This window comes from Serratia sp. Ag1 (genome assembly GCF_000743355.1).
Classification (GTDB): domain Bacteria; phylum Pseudomonadota; class Gammaproteobacteria; order Enterobacterales; family Enterobacteriaceae; genus Chania.
Map to the genome: position 1 here is coordinate 219,819 of NZ_JQEI01000008.1, position 21,385 is coordinate 241,203.

A 21,385-nucleotide genomic window follows, 5' to 3' on the forward strand; every position below is an offset into this window, starting at 1 on the left:
CGCCAAATAAGCGCCTTTGCGTCTTACTTCTCGCGCACACCTTCCACAGAGATAATCAGCTCAACCTCTTGAGAGGCCGGGCCAAGATCGGTAGTGATGCCAAAGTCTTTCAGCTTGATCTTGCCATTGGCTTCGAAGCCAGCGCGGTAACCACCCCATGGATCGTTACCTTGGCCAATCAGATGCGCAGCCAGGGTGACCGGTTTGGTGACGCCGTTCAACGTCAGGTTGCCAACGATAGCGTAGCCTTCACCGTCTTTTTTCACTTCAGTTGATTCGAACGTTGCTTGTTTGTGCTTCTCTACGTTCAGGAATTCAGCGCTGCGCAGGTGTTTGTCACGTTCAGCGTGGTTGGTGTCCACGCTGGCGGTGTTGATGGTGACGTTAACTTTATCTTTAGCAGGATCTTTTTCATCAAAGGTGAAAGCACCGTCAAAATCCTTGAAAGAACCATATAACCAGCTGTAGCCCAAATGCTGAATGCGAAACTCGATAAAGGCATGCTGCCCTTGTTTGTCGATCTTGAAGTTGGCAGCCAACGCTGAACCTGCGCTCAACAACAGGGCACCTGCGGTGAGGCCTAATACGGTCTTCTTCAACATAGCAATCTCCATAATTCCATGAGGTTAATCGGCGCTGCGACCCAGCATCCGTTTCAAAGTAACATCACCATCGATAAAGTGATGTTTAAGCGCGGCCAGGGCATGTAGTGCGGAAAGCACGACAACAACCCAGGCCAAGTAAAGGTGAATCGTCCCGGCGGTATCCGCTTGCTGAGGAATACGGGTCACAGTGGCAGGGACATCAAACCAGCCGAAAACGCTGATCGCCTGACCATCGGCGGTAGAAATCAAATAACCGCTGATCAGGATGGCAAACAGCACGGTATACAAGGCGATGTGGGCAAGCACTGCGCTTGCGCGCGTGAACAGACTATAGCTGGCCAGCGGTTTGGGTGGCGGGGAAACAAAGCGCCAAACAACCCGTACCAGCATGACGATAAACAGCAGAACACCGATGCCTTTGTGGAGCTCTGGTGCTGGGTGATACCAGGCGTCGTAATAGCCCAGAGTGACCATCCACAGGCCGAGCGCAAACATCCCGTACACTGTCAGTGCCACTAACCAGTGAATCAGAACAGAAACGTGACCAAAGCGGTCAGCAGTATTTTTCCAGAGCATTATGCTTCCTTACGTGACTCATTTTCTGGCTGCAATAATTAAACGTTAAAAAATATAAAATCAATAATAAATTTAACTATGTTACTTCTTTAAATTATTAGTCAGTGAATTTGTGTGAGTTTGCGACAACTCAATCAAATGAATCGTTGAAGTGAGTATTTTTTTATAAATTTAAAAATTCTATTACTGATTGAATTTGCTTAATTTTAATTATTATTGTCAGGTTTTGTCATGTTGCGTAAATATTAATTGGCGTGATGGAAAATAATACGCTTTTCCGTGGGTGATTATTTTTCAGGCGATAAAGGCTCAGCGCTTATCTTATTTTACTCGATAATGACCAGGAATTTGCCTGCGCCAGCCTAGAAGAATTTGCTAACATATATCCAATGGATTTCAAACTTCGGGCGGTCAACCCCCTGCAGTTTGAAAGACTGAGGGGGAGTTGCTATCCGCGGTTTGCGCGGCCTGTTTCACGCAAGGAAATCTCATGGGCAGTATTGAATTTAATGACCGCAAACTTCGCCTGATCATCATGCTGGCGATGCTGGTGGTTATTCTGGCCGGAATAAAAGCGGCGGCGGATATTGTGGTGCCTTTTCTGCTGGCGGTGTTCCTCGCCATCGTGCTCAATCCGTTAGTGGTATTGCTGGAGCGTTGTCGAGTGCCCAGAGGGCTGAGCGTGATGCTGCTGGTAATGACTGCTGTCGTCTTGTTAATGATGTTTGTCAGCATGTTAGCGTCTTCTTTGAATGAGTTCGCTCGCTCCCTGCCGCAGTATCGCGGTACGATGCTGGAAAAAATAGCCGAACTGCAATATTACGCCCAGCGTTTCAATATGGACATCACGTTCTCTGTTGATGCGGTGGTCAAGTTGGTCGACCCTGGTGCAACGATGAATCTGGTCACCCGTTTGTTGGGCCATCTTTCTGGAGCCATGACCAGCATTTTCCTATTGCTGATGACGGTTGTCTTCATGCTGTTTGAAGTGCAGATACTGCCGTACAAACTGCGGCAGGCGCTGAACAAACCTAACGAAGGTATGGCTGCGATCCAACGCGCTTTGCAAGGAGTAACACACTACCTGGTGATCAAAACGGTGATCAGTTTGGGGACGGGGCTTATTGTCTGGGGATTCCTGACCTGGGTCGGCGTTCGTTTTGCTTTCATCTGGGGCATGATGGCGTTCATGTTTAATTTTGTCCCTAATATTGGATCGGTTATTGCCGCGATACCGCCGCTGATTCAAGCGTTGCTGTTTAACGGTTTTGGCGATGCGATGGTGGTGGCCGGGGGATATATTGTGATCAATCTTGTCATCGGCAACATACTGGAACCACGCATTATGGGGCGTGGATTGGGGCTCTCGACGTTGGTGGTGTTCCTCTCGTTAATATTCTGGGGATGGCTGATGGGGCCCGTGGGGATGCTGCTATCGGTACCTTTGACCATCATTGCTCGCATTACGCTGGAAACAATGGATGGCGGGCAAAAATGGGCGGTGATTCTGGGGGATGGGCGGTTAGTTAAAGAGGATGCTCAGGAGTAGCACGTTTATTCACTCAATGGCCACTTTCCGCCTGACATGACAGGCGGAAAATTGCTTTCATAACAGGGAGTCAGAAACGTTGCAGGCTGAAAGGGGTGATATCTAACGGAGTGGCCTTATCTTGTGCGAACAGTGCTGCGATCTCCCCCAATACGCTGGCGAATTTAAAACCATGCCCGCTCAAACCTGAAATCACCATCAACTGCTGGCAATCTGGCAGGGTATCAATAATAAAGTCTTCATCCGGGCTCATGTCGTAGCTACAGACGTCCCCACTTAAGCAGACGCCGACCCCGGGGAGGAACTGGCGTAAAAAACCAAACACTTCTGCACCATCGCTGGCGAATGAGCCAAAAGGTTTGCGCTGCTCTGCAGTTTCAATCGGTTGACCACCATCATGCCTACCTACTTTTAAGCCATCATTGTCAGATGGAAAACCGTAATAATGGCTGCCATCCAAGGCTTCGGCAGTAAATGCCGGGAAGTGGTTATTATCGCTGTAACGGCCATCGGCCTGATACCGAGAGAAAACTTTGCGCAGTGGGACGATTGGCAACCCTGGCAACAGATTTTTTACCCAGGAACCTGCAGTGATCACGGCCTTACGCCCTTGGAAACACCCTTCAGCGGTAACAACTGTCACGCCGCCAGCAATGGGTTCTATTGCGTTAACCTGGCAGTTGAATAATTGCGCACAACCGGCTTCTTTTGCCAGTTTGATGTAGCTGGCAATCGCCAGCTCAGAAAACAACATTCCGGCATCGGGCTCGAATAGGCCGATATAACCTGCTGGAGGATTAAATTCGGCCCAGCGTTGTTTTATTTGCTCCGTGCTTAGCAACTGGGTGTTGAGGTTGTAACTTTTTGCGCTGTGCTGTGCATGGGTAATAAATTCGGAGCCCACTGGGCCCATACTGAGGACCCCACAAGGGTGAAACAGTTTTTCACCGCTCTTTTGCTGCAAGCCATTCCACAGAGCCTGAGCACGCAAAACCAATTGCACGTATTTTACACCTTCACCGCAAGCATGGCGGATGATCCGGGTTGCACCATGGTGGCTGCCGTTACGGTGTGGCGGTATCGCGCTGTCAATCATGAGCACTTTCAGGCCGCTGCTGGTGGCGTAATAGCCCGCAGCTGAGCCAACCGAACCACAGCCAACGACGATCAAGTCATATTCCACGCGGCTTATCCTCTTTGTTATGTATGGCTTATAACATCATGATAAGAGTTTGACGGTTGTAATGCACTTGCTGTGCCGTGGATAAGCTCAAAAAGAAAAGGTGCCAGATTGCTGCTGGCACCTTAGAGGGTGTTGAAACATGAATCAGTGTTTTCTTCGGTCAAGATCGTGGTAATCCGTTGATTCTATTTTTGCTATGCCAGCCTCTAAGATATAAATCAATTGGCGGGCGACATCTGTGGTTAGCCAAAGCGTTCGATCAACTTGAGCTTCTTCAGCTGTTTGGTCTAGAGAAGACAGGTAATGAAGACGAATCATCATGGCATTATAAACATCGACGGTACTGATATCCCAGCCAACAAGCGGATGTGTCTGAATAACTTCATCATTTCTGTCCATAAAGACCCCTTATCAAGTAGTGACTAGCAGGAGTTACTAACGAGGATCAGTGCGGCTTATCGCCTTGAGGAACAATTACAGTATACGCACCCCGGCTTCGCTGTGGGTTTTTTACTGTAATTAATTAAAAATAATTATTTATTTGAATCAATATCAGGAAATCAAATGAGAAAGCAACAGAACATACTGCATCAGTTCCATTTTGCAACAGGAATGATGGGTTTGGTGAGTTAGGTCTTTAACTCAACGGACAAATGAGCAGCAATGTTAATACCTACAGGGATAAACATGACAGCAATAAAAAAGCCGGAGAGCGACCCCCGGCAAAAACAGCATTGCAATGTTATTCTGCACTGAACCAGTCGTCGGCGCTTTCCCACGTTTCTTGGAGGATTTCCTCGATCAGCTCTTTGTCCGTTTTAGCCCCACCCAATACTGACAACCCATTGGCTCCGGCATATCTTACCTGCACCGTGGTGTCTGGGAACTGACGGTTTACTCGTTTATTGAGTTCGCCAGCCAGGGCTTCAATTGCCCCTGGCGGCAGTGGTTTGGTTTTATCGATAGTGACTTCAATACGCATAATTGCCCCCGAAGCTATTTACTGTTTATTTGTACAGTATATTACTGGCGAAAGCAAGAGTAGACGTAAAGAAACTCAGCAGGCCGTCACCGACCAATTAACGCTTTCCCCTGCCAGGAACGGAACTAATGATTCATTACCCAGGGCAATTTCTTCCGGTTGGACCACCGCTATGCGTTGAAGCTCGATAAAGTCCTCGTTAACGGGTAAACCGTAGAAGCGTGGGCCATTGAGTGAACAGAAAGCTTCGAGATGCTCCAGAGCACCCAATTGTTCGAAGACGCTGGCATAAGCAGGCATCGCGCTTGGTGCGTTGAATACGCCAGCACAGCCGCAACTAGACTCTTTACGGTGTTTGGCATGGGGGGCTGAATCGGTCCCGAGGAAGAATCGCTCAGAACCGCTGGCAACGGCTTTACGCAGAGCTTCCTGATGGATATTACGTTTCAGAATAGGCAAACAGAACAGGTGAGGGCGGATGCCACCAACCAGCATATGGTTGCGGTTGAACATAAGGTGTTGTGGGGTAATTGTCGCACCAAGGAAGTCATTGCCCTCTTGCACATATTGGGCCGCTTCTTGGGTCGTGATGTGTTCGAAAACAATTTTCAGCTCAGGGAATTGGCGGCGGATTGGCTCCATCACCTGATCGATAAAACGCGCCTCACGGTCGAAAATATCAATAGCTGAATCAGTCACTTCACCATGAATTAACAGTGGCATACCTATTTTTTGCATCTGTTCAAGCAGCGGATAAATCCCTTTAATATCACTGACGCCATGGCTAGAGTTGGTTGTTGCATTAGCGGGATACAGCTTGGCAGCGGTAAATACCCCTTGTTCGAAACCGTTAACCAACTCTGTGGCTGGCAGTGAGTCTGTTAGATAGCAGGTCATCAGTGGGGTGAATTTATGTCCCGCAGGAATTGCCGCCAGAATACGCTCGCGATAATTGATCGCCGCCGCAATGGTAGTAATGGGGGGAGCCAGATTTGGCATCACAATCGCCCGACCAAATACCTGGCTGGTATAAGGCAGAACCGTTTTCAGCATCTCATCGTCACGCAGATGGATGTGCCAGTCGTCAGGGCGGCGGATTTTCAAGACTTGAGGTTGTGCGGTCATGTTGCAAAGCTCCGGCGGTCAGAAAAGATATCGTTATAAAAGCGAATAACTGGGGGCTATTCACGCCGGGGTGTAAGCATAAGCGGAAAGCCCTTTGGATGCATCTGTTTGTTAATGATGCGTGATTTTTAACACTGATAAAAAAACCCGCCATAAAGGCGGGTTTCTAGCGGAACCGAGTAAGTTAATCGTTAACCGGTTGCGGTTTAGCAGCAGGCGCTGTTGCCTTATTTGCTGCTGCATGACCACCAGCAGAACCTTTACCTTCAAAATGGAAGGAAGGGCGCTGCCAATCACTGTGCTTCGGTGCTTCCGGCTCGTAAGTGGGGGCCGGAGCTTTGGTCATCGGAGCCGTGGCAATATGCTTATAGAGCATATGCGCCACGTTCTGAACCGGAGCGGCCAGTTGTTGTTCTTGCACAGGCACAGAAACCATTTCCTCAACCGGCAGTGCAACCTCCGTTGCGACCGTTGCGACTTCTTGCGGTGCTGCAACAATTTCCAGCTCAGGAACGGCTGTGAACGCCGGGGTTTCAACTTCTGCAGGCACAACAATGTCCATGCTAGCGACAGTTTCAGCAATAACCTCGGCTGCTGCAGGCTGCACAACATCTTCAACCACAGGGCTGCTGGTAGCGGCCTGTTCTGGCTGCACAAACGCTACAACAGGCTGAGTCTCAACCGATTGCTGCTCTTGCACGATGTCCGTCAGGATTGGTGCTGGAATCGCCATCTGGGTATCAACGGTACTTTCTACAGTTTCAGCTTGTTCGGTCAGTTGCGTCACTTGAGCGATCGGGTAGTTTACCCAGACCTTGCCTGATGCCATTTCTGGTGATGCAAAAGCACCTGCCAGCGGCATCGGCGAATGGTTAGGGTAACGCTCATCACGGTAACGACGACGGCGCTGGCCGCTAACGCGTAAGTGCCGCGGTGAACGGCGTGAACGGCGTGGCATACCGTTTTCGCCATTCGCGCGATTGTCGGCCTGAACATTGTCTTCAGTCTGGGTAGCAACGGCTTCAGGCAGCAACTTGACGCTTTCTGTCACCATCGCGACCTGAGGCACCTCAGCTTTTACCGGAAGCGCTTTTGGTGCCAGCAGTTCTTCTGCCGCGCGATGCAGTTCCTCTTCCGCAGACAGGACGCGAACTTTTTGCGACAGTGGGCGACGCTGACGGCGTTGCGTAGGCTGCTGATGACGTTCTTCCTGATCTTCATCATGGCTGGCGTTTTCAGTATCAACGTTTTCCAGCGCTTTAACGTCTTGCGGAGCCTGGCGTTTTTCTTCCTGACGACGGCGTTGACGTTCTGCTCGCTGTTCACGGCGCTGCTGTTGCTCATCACGCTGTGCTTTAGCGGCTTCTTCAGTCTGTATTTCACTGGTCGCTGGGGCTGCCTGCTGTGCGTTGCGGCGGTTGTTACGGCGTTGATCGTCACGGTTCTCACGTGGTTCACGGCCCTCGCGGTTTTCGCGCGGCTCACGGTTGTCGCTACGCTCTTTACGATCCCCACGCTCACCACGTTCTTTACGGCCAGTACCCTGGCGGCGTTGACCACGGCGATCTTGGCGGCGGTTGTCACTGCTGTCTGTCCGAGCAACTTCAGCCGGCTGGGCTACCGTTTTGGTTTCTTCTTCGCTGGCGAAGAGAGACTTCAGGCCACCGAACATGCGGCTCAGCAGGCCTGGCTTGGCTTCGACAACCACTGGCGCTGCAGGCTTGGCTGCGACCACTGGCTTAATCACTGCAGGCTCTTCGCTTGGTGGCGGAGCGTCAACAGAAGACAGAGAGAAAGAGGCTAATGCGGGTTGCTCAGGACGCTTACGCTCCATTGGCGCATCATCCTGTGGCTGGGCCATTTCCTCTTCATACAGTTTCGGCAACAAGTAGCTCAGGGTTGGTGTTTCTTCACCTTTGCGCACGCGCAGCACTGAATAATGCGGTGTTTGCATCTGATCGTTAGGCACGATAACCGCTTTCACGCCAGCCTGACGTTTTTCGATGGCGCTGACAGATTCACGCTTTTCGTTTAACAGGTAAGAAGCCACCTGAACGGGGACGATCGCGTGTACTTCTTTGGTGTTCTCTTTCAGCGCTTCTTCTTCGATCAGGCGCAGAATAGACAGCGCCAGCGATTCGTTATCACGAATAGTACCGGTGCCGCTACAGCGTGGGCAGACGTGATGGCTGGATTCCCCCAGTGATGGGCTGAGGCGCTGACGTGACATTTCCAGCAGGCCGAAACGCGAGATTCTGCCAATCTGGATACGTGCACGATCCTGGCGAACCGCATCGCGCAGCCGGTTTTCTACTTCGCGCTGATGGCGCACTGGCGTCATGTCGATAAAGTCGATAACGATCAGGCCGCCGAGATCGCGCAAACGCAACTGGCGAGCGATTTCGTCGGCGGCTTCCAGGTTGGTATTAAACGCGGTTTCTTCGATATCACCGCCGCGGGTGGCGCGTGCCGAGTTGATATCAATCGCGGTCAAGGCTTCGGTGGTGTCGATAACAATAGAACCACCGGAAGGCAAGCGCACTTCGCGCTGGAACGCAGACTCGATCTGCGATTCGATTTGATAATGGCTGAACAGGGGGATTTCACCGCTGTACAGCTTGATTTTGCTACTGAAATCCGGGCGGCCCAAGGCGGCGATATGTTCTTTGGCCAGATCGAGAACTTTTGGGTTATCGATCAGGATCTCGCCGATGTCTGGGCGCAGGTAATCGCGGAAGGCGCGGACGATAACGTTGCTTTCCTGGTGGATCAGGAACGGCGCAGGGCGGCCTTCAGCGGCTTTTTTAATCGCTTCCCAATGCTTCAGACGGAAAGAGAGGTCCCATTGCAGTGCATCAGCAGATTTACCCACGCCAGCAGTACGGACAATCAGGCCCATGCCGTCAGGCAGTTGCAGGGAAGAAAGGGCTTCTTTCAGTTCGGTACGGTCATCACCTTCAATGCGGCGGGAGATACCCCCGGCACGCGGGTTGTTTGGCATCAGTACCAAATAACTACCGGCCAGGCTGATAAACGTGGTTAAGGCTGCGCCTTTGTTACCGCGTTCTTCTTTATCGACCTGTACGATGACTTCTTGGCCTTCGCGTAGGACATCTTTGATGTTCGGGCGGCCATGGGAAGAGTAATTGCTGGGGAAATACTCGCGAGCGATTTCTTTCAGAGGGAGGAAACCATGTCGTTCTGCGCCGTAGTCCACAAACGCTGCTTCAAGACTGGGTTCGATTCGAGTGATTTTACCTTTGTAAATATTCGCTTTCTTCTGCTCATGACCTGGGCTTTCAATATCCAAGTCATACAGCCGTTGTCCATCTACAAGGGCCACACGCAACTCTTCTTGCTGAGTTGCGTTAATCAACATTCTTTTCATCTTAACTTACTCGTTATTTTTACATTATCGACAAAGCTGCGGGCAAAATAACCTCATGGCCGGGTTAAAAACCGAAAACCCCGTGTCTTCTCGCAAAGTCGTCAACCTCACGGCTGTCGCCTGCATAGGGGCGCATTATCTCGGTAAGCCTGTGTTTCTTTGTGAAAACAGCGCTTTTTGACTCAAGGAATAGCCTCTGATTTACGTCGACAGATCTGATTCCACTTGCCGGCCAAGCTGCAACCCGCAGCCCGCTAATTGTTTGATTTCACATTACGTCTTACGCCATTGCTGCGTTTTTGTGCAACCAGACAAACTGTATAATTCCATACATATCCCTGTTTTAACTGGGTTCAGCACGGAAAGTTGTATCATTATTCCATTGCTGACACCGTTATAGCAAGGTGACTTTTCCTCAACTGCAGAAGAAATCGCAAACGTTCAAACCAGCTTGCTGCCTTATTGTTCGCTGTGATTTACCCTGCAGCTAGAATGACAGTTAAGCACATAAAAAGAGGTGGCGCTATTTACGCGCTCTATTTAGAATCCCGCGTCATGAAAACGAACATTCCTGCAGTACAATTGATCACGATTTCTGATGATGAAGCGGGTCAAAGAATTGACAACTTTTTATTGGCTCGCCTGAAAGGCGTGCCGAAAAGTATGATTTATCGCATCGTGCGTAAGGGCGAGGTGCGGGTGAATAAAGGCCGCATCAAAGCGGAATATAAACTGGCGGCTGGTGATGTGGTGCGTGTGCCGCCAGTGCGCGTTGCCGAACGTGAAGACGCGCCAGTTTCTGCCAAGCTGGATAAAGTGGCCGCGTTGGCCGATTGCATTCTTTACGAAGACGATCATCTGCTGTTGCTGAACAAACCCTCGGGAACTGCGGTACACGGCGGCAGCGGCCTGAGCTTTGGTGTGATTGAAGGATTGCGTGCGTTGCGGCCAGAGGCGCGTTTTCTGGAATTGGTTCACCGTTTGGATCGCGATACCTCGGGTGTGCTGATGGTGGCGAAGAAGCGTTCTGCGCTACGTTCACTGCACGAGCAATTGCGCCTGAAAGGAATGCAAAAGGATTATCTGGCCTTAGTGCGCGGTCATTGGCAGTCGCATTGCAAGGCGGTTAAGGCTCCGTTATTGAAAAACATTTTGCAGAGCGGAGAACGTATTGTACGCGTCAGCAGTGAGGGTAAACCATCGGAAACCCGTTTTAAGGTAGAAGAGCGCTTCGAGCATGCCACGTTGGTAAAAGCCAGCCCGATCACCGGGCGTACTCATCAGATCCGTGTACATACTCTGCATGCTGGGCACCCGATCGCTTTTGACGATCGTTACGGCGATCGGGAATTCGACCAGCAACTGGCAGGAACCGGCCTGAAACGTTTATTCCTGCACGCGGCTGCGTTACGCTTTGAACACCCGGCTACCGGCGAAACGATGCGTATTGAAGCGCCGATGGATGATGAATTGCGGCACTGCCTGCAGGTTTTGCGCAAGCAAACCGCAAAGTAAGGATCATATCAGCGGGTTGATGCCTTCAACCCGCAGCATTTCCAGCAGTGCGATCAGCGGTAGGCCCACCAGCGCATTCGGATCACGCCCTTCGAGTCGTTCAAACAACGCAATGCCTAAGCCTTCGCTTTTGAAACTGCCTGCGCAATTCAGCGGTTGTTCCAATTGGACGTAGGCTGCGATTTCGGCATCGGTCAGTGAACGGAAATGGACATGGAATGGCTCGCACAACGCCTGCAGGTGGTTGCTGCGGCTATTATAAAGCGCCAGCCCGGTATAAAAAGTCACTTTCTGACCGCTGGCTTGGTGCAACTGGTCACGGGCGTTTTCCGCAGTATGCGGTTTACCGGTGATAGTCCCGTTGATGACGCAAACCTGGTCGGAGCCGATAATCAGGTGATCGGGATAAGCAATAGAAAGCGCTTGGGCTTTGGCCGTAGCCAGCCGTAATACTAAAGCTTCAGCACCTTCACCGGATAATGGTGTTTCATCCACCTGAGGCGCAGCGCAAATAAAAGGCAGCCGTAACTTTTCCAGCAGCACTTTGCGGTAGGTCGATGTTGAGGCAAGTAATATTCTTTGCATAATTTTTTTCATAAACCGTAGCGTTAATAAGGCAGCCATTTTAAACTGTCGGCCGCTGTGGAAGCGAATATTGGTGAAAGGTGCCGTTTTACGGCCTTTTTCTTTGACTCTATGTCGTTACAAAGTTAATATGCGCGCCCTATGCAAAAGGTAAAATTACCCTTGACCATTGATGCGGTTCGTACCGCTCAGAAACGCTTGGACTATGTTGGTGTCTATGCGCCTGAGCAGGTAACACGTGTTGCCGAATCTGTGGTCAGTGTGGACAGTGATGTTGAGGTTTCGTTGTCGTTTGATATCGACAATCAACGCCTCGCGGTGATAACAGGGCAGGCAGATGTGGCGGTAACGCTAATGTGCCAACGCTGTGGAGTCCCGTTCGAGCATCATGTCCATACAACATATTGTTTTAGCCCGGTCGTCAATGATGAGCAGGCTGAGGCATTACCGGAGGCGTACGAGCCGATCGAAGTTGATGAGTTTGGCGAAGTCGATCTGCTGGCAATGATTGAAGATGAAATTATTCTCTCACTGCCTGTTGTTCCGGTACATGAATCTGAACACTGTGAAGTGTCCGAAGCGGACATGGTTTTTGGCAAACTGCCTGCAGAGGCGGAGAAACCAAACCCATTTGCCGTATTAGCCAGTTTAAAGCGTAAGTAATTGAGGAGTAAGGTCCATGGCCGTACAACAGAATAAACCAACCCGTTCCAAACGTGGCATGCGTCGTTCACATGATGCGCTGACCACCACCACTTTGTCTGTAGATGCGACTTCTGGTGAAACTCATCGTCGTCACCACATCACTGCCGACGGTTTCTACCGCGGTCGCAAGGTTATTGGCTAAGTTAGCAATACCTTGAATCGTCTAACCCTAGCGTTAGATGCTATGGGCGGGGACTTCGGTCCCTGCATCACAGTGCCTGCTTCGCTGCAGGCACTGGCCTCTAATTTACAGCTTCATCTCCTGCTGGTCGGCGATCCCGACATCATCTCTCCTTTACTTGCCAAAGCCGATCCACTTCTTTTGGAACGCTTGCAAGTTGTGCCCGCAGAGTCGGTTATTGCCAATGATGCCAAACCTTCACAAGCGATCCGCGCCAGCCGTGGAACTTCTATGCGCATTGCGCTGGAACTGATTAAAAGCGGTGAGGCACAGGCCTGCGTCAGTGCAGGCAATACGGGGGCCTTGATGGGGTTGGCGAAACTGTTGATAAAGCCGCTGGATGGCATTGAGCGCCCGGCGCTGATGACGGTGTTGCCGAATCAGAACCGCAGTAAAACCGTGGTGCTGGATCTGGGCGCCAACGTGGAATGTGACAGCACAATGCTGGTGCAATTTGCGGTCATGGGAGCCGTGATGGCGGAAGAGGTATTGGGTATTGCACGCCCTCGGGTGGCGCTGCTCAATATTGGTGAAGAAGAGACCAAAGGCCTGGATAATATCCGTGAAGCCGCGCAAACACTAAAAAATACTCCGGCAATCAACTATATTGGTTACCTGGAGGGAAACGATCTACTCACCGGTAAAACCGATGTTATGGTCTGCGATGGTTTCGTGGGTAATGTAACCCTGAAAACCATGGAAGGTGTGGTGAGAATGTTCTTATCACTGCTGAAGTCATCCTCCGAGGGTGGCAAACAGGCATGGTGGTTAAAGTTGTTGGGCCGATGGTTACAGAAAAGAGTAGCAAAGCGTTTCGGCCATCTGAACCCCGACCAGTATAATGGCGCATGTCTGTTAGGATTGCGGGGCACCGTAATCAAAAGCCACGGCGCTGCGAACCAAAGCGCGTTCGCGGTCGCTATCGAACAGGCTGTGCAGGCGGTGCAGCGGCAAGTTCCTGACAGGATTGCTGCGCGCCTTGAAGCTGTATTACCCAAGAGTGATTGATCGTACATGTATACAAAGATTCTCGGTACGGGGAGTTATTTACCCGTACAAGTGCGCACCAACGCTGATTTAGAAAAAATGGTGGATACCTCTGACGAGTGGATTGTCACGCGTACCGGTATCCGTGAGCGTCGTATTGCTGCCGCCGATGAAACCGTGGCGACCATGAGCTTCCACGCTGCGAGCCGCGCGATGGAAATGGCGGGTGTGGCTAAAGAAGATATCGGCCTGATCGTCGTGGCAACCACGACCTCCAGCCATGCGTTCCCAAGTTCTGCCTGCCAGTTGCAGCAGATGCTGGGTGTTACGGATTGTGCGGCTTTTGATATTGCCGCCGCCTGCGCCGGTTTTACTTATGCCTTGAGCGTGGCCGATCAATACGTGAAGAATGGGGCGGTAAAACATGCGCTGGTCGTCGGTGCAGACATACTGTCCCGGACGCTGGATCCTGAAGATCGTGGCACCATTATCCTGTTTGGCGATGGCGCAGGCGCGGTTGTGCTAGGCGCATCTGAGGAGCAGGGGATTATTTCCACGCATCTTCATGCTGATGGTCGTTACGGCAACCTGTTGGCATTACCGAACAAAGATCGCCAGGATCCGCAACAACCGGCTTATGTCACCATGGCAGGTAATGAAGTATTCAAAGTGGCAGTGACAGAACTGGCACATATCGTTGATGAAACGCTGAAAGCCAATGAGCTTGATCGCAGCGAACTGGATTGGCTGGTGCCGCATCAGGCTAACCTGCGTATTATCAGCGCAACAGCAAAAAAATTAGGTATGGGCATGGATAAAGTGGTGGTGACGCTTGATCGTCACGGTAACACCTCTGCCGCTTCCGTACCCTCGGCGCTCGATGAAGCCGTACGCGATGGGCGCATCCAGCGTGGTCAACTGGTGTTGTTGGAAGCGTTTGGCGGCGGCTTTACCTGGGGTTCGGCGCTGGTTCGTTTTTGATTTAACAGGAAGATAAAAATGACGCAATTTGCTTTTGTTTTTCCGGGTCAGGGATCACAAACTGTTGGGATGTTGGCCGATTTGGCCGCGCAGTTTCCGATTGTAGAACAGACTTTCAGCGAAGCTTCTTCGGCTTTAGGGTACGACCTGTGGCAACTGGTGCAGCAAGGGCCAGCAGAAGAACTGAACAAAACCTGGCAGACCCAACCCGCTCTGTTGGCAGCGTCGGTGGCGATTTTCCGTGTTTGGCAGCAGCAGGGTGGCAAAACTCCTGCAATGATGGCAGGCCATAGCTTGGGCGAATATTCAGCGCTGGTGTGTGCCGGTGTGCTGGAGTTTGCCGCAGCAATCCGCTTGGTGGAACTGCGCGGTAAATTGATGCAGGAAGCCGTGCCTGAAGGTACCGGCGCCATGTACGCCATCATAGGTCTGGATAATGACTCCATTGCTAAAGCCTGCGAAGAGTCGGCACAAGGGCAGGTAGTGTCACCTGTGAATTTCAATTCGCCGGGGCAGGTTGTTATTGCTGGCAACAAAGAAGCGGTTGAACGCGCAGGAGCTGCCTGTAAGGCGGCGGGTGCCAAGCGGGCGTTACCATTGCCTGTGAGCGTTCCTTCGCATTGTGCCTTGATGAAGCCTGCTGCTGATAAATTGGCGGTAGCGTTGCAGAGCGTGGCATTTAGTGCGCCAGTGGTGCCGGTTGTCAACAACGTTGATGTGCGTGCTGAAACCGCACCAGAGGCCATCCGTAGCGCGCTGGTACGCCAACTGTATAGCCCGGTGCGCTGGACTGAAAGCGTGGAATTCATGGCCGCAGAAGGTGTTGCGTCATTGCTGGAAATTGGCCCAGGTAAAGTTCTGACCGGCCTGACCAAACGGATTGTTGATACCCTGACTGCTGCGGCGGTCAATGATACCGCTACGCTGTCTGCGGCGCTGGAACAATAAAGAGGATGACAATGAGCTTCGAAGGAAAAATCGTTCTGGTCACTGGCGCCAGCCGTGGTATTGGGCGCGCTATTGCTGAATCGTTCGTTGCACGTGGTGCTAAAGTGATCGGCACTGCCACCAGCGAAAGCGGCGCGCAGGCGATCAGCCAGTATCTGGGTGAAAGCGGTAAAGGGTTCATGCTGGACGTTGTTGATGCTCAATCTATCGACAGCGTACTGAAATTGATTCGTGAAGAATTTGGCGAAATCGACATTTTAGTGAATAATGCCGGCATTACGCGTGATAACCTGCTGATGCGAATGAAGGATGATGAGTGGCAGGATATCCTGGACACCAATCTGACCTCGGTATTCCGTCTGTCAAAAGCGGTAATGCGAGCTATGATGAAAAAGCGGTTTGGCCGTATCATCACCATTGGTTCTGTTGTAGGCACCATGGGTAATGCAGGGCAGGCTAATTACGCGGCGGCTAAAGCCGGTCTGATAGGTTTTAGTAAGTCTTTGGCACGTGAAGTTGCTTCACGTGGCATTACGGTCAACGTCGTGGCACCTGGCTTTATTGAGACGGACATGACACGGGCGTTGACAGAAGATCAACGCGCAGGCATTTTAGCCCAGGTTCCGGCTAGCCGGCTTGGGGATGTTAAAGAAATCGCCAGCGCTGTTGCATTTTTAGCCTCTGATGAGGCTGGCTACATCACCGGTGAAACGTTACATGTCAATGGCGGCATGTACATGATTTAAAAAATGTGAAAACCATTTGCGTTATTTGCGGCAAAAACCGCAAAATAGCGTAAAATCGTGGTTCGACCAGCCGGGATTTAGTTGCATCTTTTTCAACATTTTATACACTACGAAAACCATCGCGAAAGCGAGTTTTGATAGGAAATTTAAGAGTATGAGCACTATCGAAGAACGCGTTAAGAAAATCATTGTTGAGCAACTGGGTGTTAAACAGGAAGAAGTTTTAAATAACGCTTCTTTCGTTGAAGATTTGGGCGCTGATTCTCTTGACACCGTTGAGCTGGTAATGGCTCTGGAAGAAGAATTCGACACTGAAATTCCAGACGAAGAAGCTGAGAAAATCACTACTGTTCAAGCAGCTATTGATTTCATCAACGCTAGCCAACAGTAAGCGAACATATCTAGGCGGTCACTCGACCGCCTAAGTTTTTTCTATTCCTAGTGTCATATTTTCCCTCCTTGGAGGACAACCGTGTCTAAGCGTCGAGTAGTTGTGACTGGACTGGGCATGTTGTCTCCTGTCGGCAATACGGTAGAGTCCACATGGAACGCTCTTCTTGCCGGTCAGAGTGGCATCAGCCTGATCGACCATTTCGATACTACTGCCTATGCAACCCGTTTTGCTGGCTTGGTAAAGAATTTTAATTCTGAAGATTTCATCTCGCGTAAAGATGCGCGCAAGATGGATGCCTTCATTCAATACGGTATCGCAGCTGGCATGCAGGCCATGCAGGATGCGGGGCTGGAGATTAACGAACTCAATGCCAAACGTATTGGTGCCGCTATCGGCTCCGGTATTGGCGGGTTGGGTCTGATCGAAGAAAACCACAGCTCGCTGGTTAACGGCGGCCCACGGAAAATCAGCCCGTTCTTTGTGCCTTCGACCATTGTGAATATGATTGCCGGCCATCTGACCATCATATACGGTATGCGTGGCCCGAGTATCTCTATTGCCACCGCTTGTACTTCCGGTGTGCATAACATCGGCCATGCGGCGCGGATCATTGCTTACAATGATGCTGACGTGATGCTGGCTGGTGGCGCAGAAAAAGCCAGTACCCCACTGGGTGTAGGCGGCTTTGGCGCAGCGCGTGCGCTTTCTACCCGCAACGATAACCCGCAGGCAGCGAGCCGCCCTTGGGATCGAGATCGTGACGGCTTCGTGTTGGGTGACGGTGCCGGTATGATGGTGCTGGAAGAATACGAGCACGCGAAAAAGCGCGGCGCGAAGATTTACGCAGAAATCGTCGGTTTTGGTATGAGCAGCGATGCCTACCATATGACCTCACCGCCAGAAGACGGTGCAGGCGCTGCGTTGGCGATGGAAAACGCCTTGCTTGATGCGGGTGTGACAGCGTCACAAATTGGTTATATCAACGCACACGGCACTTCAACGCCGGCGGGTGATAAAGCTGAAACGCAGGCCGTGAAATCCGTATTTGGCAGCGATGCCAAAAGTGTGATGGTCAGCTCCACCAAGTCGATGACCGGCCATCTTTTGGGTGCTGCTGGTGCGATTGAATCGATCTTTACCGTGCTGGCACTGCGCGATCAGGCAGTGCCGCCAACCATCAACCTGGATAACCCAGATGAAGGTTGCGATCTGGACTTTGTTCCGCATGAAGCACGTCAGACGAAAAACATGGAGTATACCTTGTGTAACTCCTTTGGCTTTGGTGGAACTAACGGCTCGCTGATTTTCCGCCGTCTGTAGTTAAGCCAATCAGCAACAGATGGAAGCCCGGTTCATTTTGACCGGGCTTTTTTGTTTATCAGGCTGCCACCCCTGCTGCTGTTATCGCGTTATGCGCCTGCTATGCTGTGCCTAAAGCCTATTAGGGAGGGAGTGAAATGTACTGGATCAACGGACAACCACATGCTGCGCTGGTACCCAGCGATCGTGGTTTACAGTTTGGCGACGGTTGCTTCACCACGGCTAGAGTGGTAGAGGGGAGAATCGATCTTTTACCTTGGCATATTGAACGGATGCGGCAGGCGGCCCAACGTTTGTTACTGCCTGCCGTTGACTGGTTGGCACTCGAGCGTGAAATGGTGCTGGCGGCAGAATCTATCCCGTTGGGCGTGGTCAAAGCGATACTGACACGCGGCAGCGGTGGTCGTGGATACAGCCCGCACGGCTGTGAACATCCTACTCGTATTATTTCACGTAGTGCTTACCCTCAGCATTATTTGCAGTGGCGTGAACAGGGGATCCGTTTGGCCTTAAGCCCGGTAGAGTTGGCTCGCAGTCCGTTACTGGCTGGGCTGAAACACCTTAACCGCCTAGAACAAGTATTGATTCGCGCACATCTTGACCAGACTGCCGCCCAGGAGGCGCTGGTGCTTGACACTACCGGCATGCTGGTGGAATGCTGTGCGGCTAATTTATTCTGGCGTAAAGGGAAAATGGTTTTTACGCCGAATTTGGATCAGGCGGGCGTTGCCGGGTTGATGCGTCGGCGAGTGATGGAGTTGCTGACGGGGAGTGAATATCAACTTCACTCGGTCAATGAACCCTTGGAAACATTGGCCGATGCCGATGAGGTTTTGGTGAGCAACGCATTGATGCCGTTGCTGCCGGTGAATGAGGCCCACTCATGGCGCTATCACTCACGCCAACTGTATGACTTTTTGCGTCCACATTGTGAATGATGACTGATTAATGAAGAGAAAAAAGCTCAAGATTGCGTTGCTGGTTCTGATTGTTGTGGCCGTGGCCCTGCCGTTTTGGGGGCAGCAGAGAGTCGAACGCTTTGCTGATACGCCATTGGCGATCCAGCAGGAAACTCTATTCAAGTTGCCTGCCGGTACTGGGCGCGTGGCTCTGGAAGGGTTACTGGTACGCGATAAGCTGCTCCATAACGGCAGATGGTTCCCTTGGCTGTTGCGCCTGGAGCCTGAGTTAGCTGAGTTCAAGGCCGGTACTTATCGCTTCACGCCGGGGATGACGGTGCGTGAGATGCTTAAGTTACTGGCGAGCGGTAAAGAAGCGCAGTTTAGCGCGCGATTTATCGAAGGCTCACGCCTGCGTGATGCGGTGCAGGTGTTGCAACAAGGCAAATATATCAAACACACTCTGGCGGGTAAAAGTGATGCAGAGATTGCATTGGCGTTGGGGTTACCTGCTGGTAGCAGTCTCGAAGGGCGCTTATATCCTGACACTTACCTTTATACTGCGGGTACCAGCGATCTTGCGTTGTTGAAACGTTCGCATCTGCGCATGAATAAAGCGCTGCAAGAGATCTGGGATGCACGAGATGCGACTCTGCCCTATAAAACACCGGATGAGTTGCTGACGATGGCTTCGATCGTGGAGAAAGAGACCGCCGTGGCAGAAGAACGTACCAAAGTAGCTTCGGTGTTCGTCAACCGGTTGCGTTTGGGGATGCGTTTACAAACGGATCCAACGGTGATTTACGGCATGGGTGACAGCTATACTGGCAATATCAGCCGCAAAGATCTCGAAACCCCAACGCCTTACAACACTTATGTGATCGGCGGCCTGCCGCCAACGCCGATTGCGATGCCGAGCAGGGCATCATTAGAGGCAGCGGCTAAGCCAGACGAAACCTCTTACCTCTATTTTGTTGCTGATGGTAAAGGTGGGCATACGTTTACCACTAATCTGGCCAGCCACAATGATGCGGTACGCACTTACCGCCAGGTGTTAAAGGAAAAGAATGAAAAGTAAATTTGTGGTTATCGAAGGGCTGGAAGGTGCAGGAAAGACAACCGCACGTAATACGGTTGTCAGCGTACTGAATGAACATGGGATCAATGATATCGTTTTTACCCGTGAGCCCGGCGGTACGCCATTGGCGGAAAGACTTCGTGATCTGTTCAAGCGTGGGACTGACGGCGAATTGCCAACCATCAAAGCAGAAGTGCTGATGTTGTACGCTGCCCGTGTCCAGTTAGTGGAAACCGTGATTAAACCTGCGTTGGCGCGTGGGGGCTGGGTCGTTGGCGATCGCCACGATCTCTCCTCACAAGCTTATCAGGGAGGGGGACGAGGGGTTGACCCGCAGTTGATGAGTTCACTGCGCGATACCGTGCTGGGTGATTTTCGTCCCGACCTGACTATTTATCTTGATTTACCACCACGGGTTGGCTTGCAGCGCGCGCGCGCGCGCGGGGAACTGGATCGTATTGAGCAGGAAGCGTTACCGTTCTTTGAACGTACCCGCGAGCGTTATTTACAACTGGCCGCGCAAGATAACACCATCATCACAGTGGATGCTGCACAACCTTTGGAGCAGGTTACTGCCGATATTCGCCGGGTGGTAGCACAATGGCTGCAACAGCAGGAAAAGGCGTAATGAACTGGTATCCGTGGTTTAACGCAGCTTATCGCCAGTTGGTGGGGCAGTATGCGGCTGGGCGTGGTCATCATGCTTTGCTGGTGCATGCGGCAGAAGGCAATGGTGAAGATGCCTTGCTCTACGCGTTAAGCCGCTGGCTGCTCTGCCAACAGCGTAACGGCGAGAAAAGCTGTGGGGAATGCCACAGTTGCCGGTTGATGTTGGCGGGTAACCACCCGGATTATCACGTACTGGCCCCGGAAAAGGGCAAAAGCAGCCTGGGTATTGAACCCATTCGCCAAGTCATCGAGCACCTCTATGCTCACGCGCAGCAAGGTGGTGCGAAAGTGGTTTCGCTGCCGCTGGTTGAACTGCTGACGGAGGCGGCGGCCAATGCCTTGTTGAAAACGCTGGAAGAACCCCCTGCCAATACCTTTTTCCTGTTGGCCTGTCGCGAACCCTCGCTGTTGCCCGCAACACTGCGCAGCCGCTGTTTTTACTGGCATCTAAGCAGCCCTGATGAAACCCTCAGCCTGCAATGGCTGAACCGCCAGGCGCCGGGTAACCAGAGTGATCGTCTTACCGCTTTGCGGCTGCATAATGGCGCACCTATCGCCGCCGAGCGGTTACTGCAACCACAGCATTGGCAACAGCGTAGCGCACTGTGTACTGCGCTGAATGCAGCTTTGCCGCAGCGCAATATGTTGGCATTACTCGCGGTGCTTAATCATGATGATGTTGCTGAACGGCTGCATTGGCTGTGTTCTCTGTTGGTGGATGCGATGAAGTGGCAACAAGGTGCCGCGGGTTATGTGTTGAATCAAGATCAGCAACCGTTGGTGCAGCAACTGGCTACTTGTCTGAGCAGCACGTCGTTGCAGCAGATCGTGCAACAATGGCTCAATTGTCGTCAGCAACTGCTTAATGTTGTTGGTGTTAATCGCGAGCTATTGCTTACTGAACAGTTACTTGCCTGGGAGCAAATGTTGGGCTCCGCAGGTTATTCACAATCCCATTCGCTGTAAAAG

22 protein-coding genes are annotated in these 21,385 nt (G+C 51.6%); 14 read left to right on the forward strand and 8 right to left on the reverse strand.

Annotated elements, in window-relative coordinates:
* Positions 1-23: 23 nt before the first annotated feature.
* Together IV04_RS04985 and IV04_RS04990 are read right to left on the reverse strand one after the other, a co-directional pair.
* On the reverse strand, positions 24-602 hold the full coding sequence (locus IV04_RS04985) for a YceI family protein (protein ID WP_037396075.1): 579 nt from the start codon (positions 600-602) through the stop codon (positions 24-26).
* Positions 603-626: 24 nt separating this feature from the next.
* Positions 627-1,181 carry a cytochrome b gene (locus IV04_RS04990; RefSeq protein WP_037396077.1) on the reverse strand — a complete coding sequence of 185 codons (555 nt, stop codon included), beginning with the start codon at positions 1,179-1,181 and terminating at the stop codon, positions 627-629.
* A 490-nt stretch (positions 1,182-1,671) separates the two neighbouring features.
* Here IV04_RS04990 and IV04_RS04995 point away from each other — a divergent pair, with 490 nt between their 5' ends.
* Positions 1,672-2,730 carry an AI-2E family transporter gene (locus IV04_RS04995; RefSeq protein ID WP_037396080.1) on the forward strand — a complete coding sequence of 353 codons (1,059 nt, stop codon included), beginning with the start codon at positions 1,672-1,674 and terminating at the stop codon, positions 2,728-2,730.
* Positions 2,731-2,800: 70 nt separating this feature from the next.
* On the opposite strand, the gene solA is transcribed toward IV04_RS04995, so the two are convergent.
* The 5 genes from solA to rne all read right to left on the reverse strand — a co-directional run bounded on the left by solA (position 2,801) and on the right by rne (position 9,408).
* On the reverse strand, positions 2,801-3,913 hold the full coding sequence (gene solA, locus IV04_RS05000; protein ID WP_037396082.1) for an N-methyl-L-tryptophan oxidase: 1,113 nt from the start codon (positions 3,911-3,913) through the stop codon (positions 2,801-2,803).
* A gap of 144 nt (positions 3,914-4,057) precedes the next feature.
* On the reverse strand, positions 4,058-4,312 hold the full coding sequence (bssS, locus tag IV04_RS05005; protein WP_037396084.1) for a biofilm formation regulator BssS: 255 nt from the start codon (positions 4,310-4,312) through the stop codon (positions 4,058-4,060).
* Between the two features lie 343 nt (positions 4,313-4,655).
* Positions 4,656-4,895, reverse strand: coding sequence for a DNA damage-inducible protein I (gene dinI, locus IV04_RS05010; RefSeq protein ID WP_037396086.1), 240 nt, complete (start codon positions 4,893-4,895; stop codon positions 4,656-4,658).
* Between the two features lie 75 nt (positions 4,896-4,970).
* Positions 4,971-6,020: a dihydroorotase gene (gene pyrC / locus IV04_RS05015; RefSeq protein ID WP_037396087.1), complete on the reverse strand. Its 1,050-nt coding sequence runs from the start codon at positions 6,018-6,020 to the stop codon at positions 4,971-4,973.
* Positions 6,021-6,204: 184 nt separating this feature from the next.
* Positions 6,205-9,408, reverse strand: a complete 3,204-nt coding sequence (gene rne / locus IV04_RS05020) for a ribonuclease E (RefSeq protein ID WP_037396089.1) — start codon at positions 9,406-9,408, stop codon at positions 6,205-6,207.
* A 555-nt stretch (positions 9,409-9,963) separates the two neighbouring features.
* Between rne and rluC the strand changes: the two genes are divergently transcribed.
* Entirely contained in the window at positions 9,964-10,923 is a 960-nt protein-coding gene (gene rluC / locus IV04_RS05025; RefSeq protein ID WP_037396091.1) for a 23S rRNA pseudouridine(955/2504/2580) synthase RluC, read from the forward strand.
* A gap of 3 nt (positions 10,924-10,926) precedes the next feature.
* Here the strand turns inward: rluC and IV04_RS05030 are convergent, their stop codons facing one another.
* Positions 10,927-11,508 (reverse strand): nucleoside triphosphate pyrophosphatase, encoded by a 582-nt coding sequence (locus tag IV04_RS05030; protein ID WP_152562805.1) that lies wholly within the window; start codon positions 11,506-11,508, stop codon positions 10,927-10,929.
* A 141-nt stretch (positions 11,509-11,649) separates the two neighbouring features.
* On the opposite strand from IV04_RS05030, the gene yceD reads away from it, so the two are divergent.
* From yceD to holB, 12 genes are all read left to right on the forward strand, one after another.
* Positions 11,650-12,171 carry a 23S rRNA accumulation protein YceD gene (gene yceD / locus IV04_RS05035; protein ID WP_037396093.1) on the forward strand — a complete coding sequence of 174 codons (522 nt, stop codon included), beginning with the start codon at positions 11,650-11,652 and terminating at the stop codon, positions 12,169-12,171.
* A gap of 16 nt (positions 12,172-12,187) precedes the next feature.
* Positions 12,188-12,355 carry a 50S ribosomal protein L32 gene (gene rpmF / locus IV04_RS05040; RefSeq protein ID WP_004943042.1) on the forward strand — a complete coding sequence of 56 codons (168 nt, stop codon included), beginning with the start codon at positions 12,188-12,190 and terminating at the stop codon, positions 12,353-12,355.
* A 12-nt stretch (positions 12,356-12,367) separates the two neighbouring features.
* On the forward strand, positions 12,368-13,402 hold the full coding sequence (gene plsX / locus IV04_RS05045; RefSeq protein ID WP_072010829.1) for a phosphate acyltransferase PlsX: 1,035 nt from the start codon (positions 12,368-12,370) through the stop codon (positions 13,400-13,402).
* 6 nt (positions 13,403-13,408) lie between these two features.
* Positions 13,409-14,362 carry a beta-ketoacyl-ACP synthase III gene (locus IV04_RS05050; protein WP_037396095.1) on the forward strand — a complete coding sequence of 318 codons (954 nt, stop codon included), beginning with the start codon at positions 13,409-13,411 and terminating at the stop codon, positions 14,360-14,362.
* Positions 14,363-14,380: 18 nt separating this feature from the next.
* Positions 14,381-15,310, forward strand: a complete 930-nt coding sequence (gene fabD / locus IV04_RS05055; RefSeq protein ID WP_037396097.1) for an ACP S-malonyltransferase — start codon at positions 14,381-14,383, stop codon at positions 15,308-15,310.
* Between the two features lie 11 nt (positions 15,311-15,321).
* Positions 15,322-16,056 (forward strand): 3-oxoacyl-ACP reductase FabG, encoded by a 735-nt coding sequence (gene fabG / locus IV04_RS05060; protein WP_037396099.1) that lies wholly within the window; start codon positions 15,322-15,324, stop codon positions 16,054-16,056.
* A 154-nt stretch (positions 16,057-16,210) separates the two neighbouring features.
* Positions 16,211-16,447 (forward strand): acyl carrier protein, encoded by a 237-nt coding sequence (acpP, locus tag IV04_RS05065; protein WP_004719003.1) that lies wholly within the window; start codon positions 16,211-16,213, stop codon positions 16,445-16,447.
* Positions 16,448-16,528: 81 nt separating this feature from the next.
* Positions 16,529-17,770, forward strand: a complete 1,242-nt coding sequence (gene fabF / locus IV04_RS05070) for a beta-ketoacyl-ACP synthase II (RefSeq protein WP_037396101.1) — start codon at positions 16,529-16,531, stop codon at positions 17,768-17,770.
* A gap of 137 nt (positions 17,771-17,907) precedes the next feature.
* A complete protein-coding gene (gene pabC / locus IV04_RS05075; RefSeq protein ID WP_037396103.1) occupies positions 17,908-18,708 on the forward strand; it encodes an aminodeoxychorismate lyase in 801 nt (266 codons plus the stop codon).
* Between the two features lie 10 nt (positions 18,709-18,718).
* Positions 18,719-19,747 (forward strand): endolytic transglycosylase MltG, encoded by a 1,029-nt coding sequence (gene mltG, locus IV04_RS05080; RefSeq protein ID WP_037396105.1) that lies wholly within the window; start codon positions 18,719-18,721, stop codon positions 19,745-19,747.
* On the forward strand, positions 19,737-20,375 hold the full coding sequence (gene tmk / locus IV04_RS05085) for a dTMP kinase (protein ID WP_037396107.1): 639 nt from the start codon (positions 19,737-19,739) through the stop codon (positions 20,373-20,375). The genes mltG and tmk overlap by 11 nt, the downstream gene beginning before the upstream one ends.
* Positions 20,375-21,382, forward strand: a complete 1,008-nt coding sequence (gene holB, locus IV04_RS05090) for a DNA polymerase III subunit delta' (RefSeq protein ID WP_037396109.1) — start codon at positions 20,375-20,377, stop codon at positions 21,380-21,382. Before tmk ends, holB begins: the two co-directional genes overlap by 1 nt.
* Positions 21,383-21,385: the final 3 nt, after the last annotated feature.

What these genes read in the sequence shown, in the direction of transcription:
- IV04_RS04985 (WP_037396075.1), bottom strand. Translation starts at nt 602, where the DNA reads ATGTTGAAGAAGACCGTATTAGGCCTCACCGCAGGTGCCCTGTTGTTG.
- IV04_RS04990 (WP_037396077.1), bottom strand. Translation starts at nt 1,181, where the DNA reads ATGCTCTGGAAAAATACTGCTGACCGCTTTGGTCACGTTTCTGTTCTG.
- IV04_RS04995 (WP_037396080.1), top strand. Translation starts at nt 1,672, where the DNA reads ATGGGCAGTATTGAATTTAATGACCGCAAACTTCGCCTGATCATCATG.
- bssS (WP_037396084.1), bottom strand. Translation starts at nt 4,312, where the DNA reads ATGGACAGAAATGATGAAGTTATTCAGACACATCCGCTTGTTGGCTGG.
- dinI (WP_037396086.1), bottom strand. Translation starts at nt 4,895, where the DNA reads ATGCGTATTGAAGTCACTATCGATAAAACCAAACCACTGCCGCCAGGG.
- pyrC (WP_037396087.1), bottom strand. Translation starts at nt 6,020, where the DNA reads ATGACCGCACAACCTCAAGTCTTGAAAATCCGCCGCCCTGACGACTGG.
- rne (WP_037396089.1), bottom strand. Translation starts at nt 9,408, where the DNA reads ATGAAAAGAATGTTGATTAACGCAACTCAGCAAGAAGAGTTGCGTGTG.
- rluC (WP_037396091.1), top strand. Translation starts at nt 9,964, where the DNA reads ATGAAAACGAACATTCCTGCAGTACAATTGATCACGATTTCTGATGAT.
- IV04_RS05030 (WP_152562805.1), bottom strand. Translation starts at nt 11,508, where the DNA reads ATGCAAAGAATATTACTTGCCTCAACATCGACCTACCGCAAAGTGCTG.
- yceD (WP_037396093.1), top strand. Translation starts at nt 11,650, where the DNA reads ATGCAAAAGGTAAAATTACCCTTGACCATTGATGCGGTTCGTACCGCT.
- rpmF (WP_004943042.1), top strand. Translation starts at nt 12,188, where the DNA reads ATGGCCGTACAACAGAATAAACCAACCCGTTCCAAACGTGGCATGCGT.
- IV04_RS05050 (WP_037396095.1), top strand. Translation starts at nt 13,409, where the DNA reads ATGTATACAAAGATTCTCGGTACGGGGAGTTATTTACCCGTACAAGTG.
- fabD (WP_037396097.1), top strand. Translation starts at nt 14,381, where the DNA reads ATGACGCAATTTGCTTTTGTTTTTCCGGGTCAGGGATCACAAACTGTT.
- fabG (WP_037396099.1), top strand. Translation starts at nt 15,322, where the DNA reads ATGAGCTTCGAAGGAAAAATCGTTCTGGTCACTGGCGCCAGCCGTGGT.
- acpP (WP_004719003.1), top strand. Translation starts at nt 16,211, where the DNA reads ATGAGCACTATCGAAGAACGCGTTAAGAAAATCATTGTTGAGCAACTG.
- pabC (WP_037396103.1), top strand. Translation starts at nt 17,908, where the DNA reads ATGTACTGGATCAACGGACAACCACATGCTGCGCTGGTACCCAGCGAT.
- mltG (WP_037396105.1), top strand. Translation starts at nt 18,719, where the DNA reads ATGAAGAGAAAAAAGCTCAAGATTGCGTTGCTGGTTCTGATTGTTGTG.
- tmk (WP_037396107.1), top strand. Translation starts at nt 19,737, where the DNA reads ATGAAAAGTAAATTTGTGGTTATCGAAGGGCTGGAAGGTGCAGGAAAG.
- holB (WP_037396109.1), top strand. Translation starts at nt 20,375, where the DNA reads ATGAACTGGTATCCGTGGTTTAACGCAGCTTATCGCCAGTTGGTGGGG.